We start from the raw sequence: 1,330 nt of genomic DNA, 5'->3' as shown, positions 1-1,330 counted from the left end.
TGAACCGTTCCGGGTTCGGTAGAGATCTCAGATGTTGGGTGTGACCTGTGGTTTCGTGGTTGCGAGGTAGTGGTTGTTCTCGTATTCGACCGGCGGGACGTGGCCTATCTCACCGTGGAGTCGCCGATGGTTGTACCAGTCGACGTACTCGGCGGTGGCGAGCTCGACGTCGGACAGCGTCTTCCATGGCCGCCGGGGCTTGATCAGTTCGGTCTTGAACAGGCCGATCGTGCTCTCCATCAAGGCGTTGTCATAGGCGTCGCCCACCGATCCGATGGAGGCAGCGATGCCGGCGGCCTCCAGATGCTCGGCGAGGCGGAAACTCGTGTACTGCGACCCGGCATCCGAGTGATGTATCAACTCGCCGGGCTGAACGGGGCGTTGGTCGCGGTCGCGTTGCCACAGCGCCATCTCCAGGGCGTCCAGTACGAAGACCGTTTCCTTCACAGCGGCCGCGGACCAGCCGACGATCCGGCGGGAGAAGGTGTCCACGACGAAGGCGACGTAGACGACACCTGCCCAGGTCTTCACGTGGGTGAAGTCCGCGACCCAGCACCGGTTCGGGGCGCCGGCGACGAAGTCGCGGTCGACGAGGTCCGGGGCCCGATCGGTCTGGCCGCCGGGCAGCGTGGTGATCACGCGCCGGCCGCGGACGGCGCCGGTGATGCCGAGCTGGTGCATCTGCCGTTCGACGGTGCAGCGGGCCACTGCGTGGCCCTGCCGGTTCAGCTCCCGCCAGATCTTCCTCGCGCCGTAAACGCGGTAGTTGGCCTCGAAGACCTCGCTGATGTGCTCTTTCAGCTGGGCGTCCCGCACGGTCCTGGCGGACGGCGTGACCTGTCGTTTGTGGTGGGCGTAGTAGGTGGCAGGGGCGATCTTGCAGTCGTGCTCCGTCAGCACTCGGCAGATCGGCTCGACACCGCCGAAGCGGTCCCGGTGCTCGTCGATGAACGCTACGAGCGCGTGTGTGGCCGGTCGAGCTCGGCCGCGAAGAAAGACGCCGCGGCCTTGAGGATCTCGTTCGCCCGCTTCAACTCGGTGTTCTCCTTCTTCAGCCGCTTCAGCTCGGCCGACTCCTCGGTCGTGGTGCCCGGCCGGGTACCGGCGTCGATCTGATCCTGCCGCACCCACTTGCGCAGCGTCTCGGTCGTGCCGATCCCGAGCTTGGAGGCGACCGCTTTCATCGCGGCCCACTCGGTGTCGTAGTCGGGCCGCACCTCGGCGACCATCCGCACCGCACGACGGCGCAGCTCAAGCGGGTACTGGGAAGGACGTGCCATGACTCGATCCTCTCAAACGATCGAGTCCCTACCGAACCCGGAACGGTTCA

1 protein-coding gene is annotated in these 1,330 nt (G+C 66.0%); it reads right to left on the bottom strand.

Annotated features, from left to right (window positions below; translation table 11 throughout):
- Window positions 1–27 precede the first annotated feature (27 nt).
- Window positions 28–1,280, bottom strand: a protein-coding gene (locus ACIREE_RS42690) for an IS3 family transposase (RefSeq protein ID WP_404164992.1) whose coding sequence is annotated in 2 segments (ribosomal slippage) — window positions 28–998 and window positions 998–1,280 — 1,254 coding nt in all. Because the reading frame shifts where the segments join, the coding sequence is not laid out codon by codon here.
- Window positions 1,281–1,330 lie beyond the last annotated feature (50 nt).

Source organism: Streptomyces sp. NPDC102467 (genome assembly GCF_044765445.1).
GTDB lineage: Bacteria > Actinomycetota > Actinomycetes > Streptomycetales > Streptomycetaceae > Streptomyces.
The sequence above is the reverse complement of the archived record's forward strand: the minus strand, read 5'-3'. Positions and strand labels throughout refer to the sequence as shown.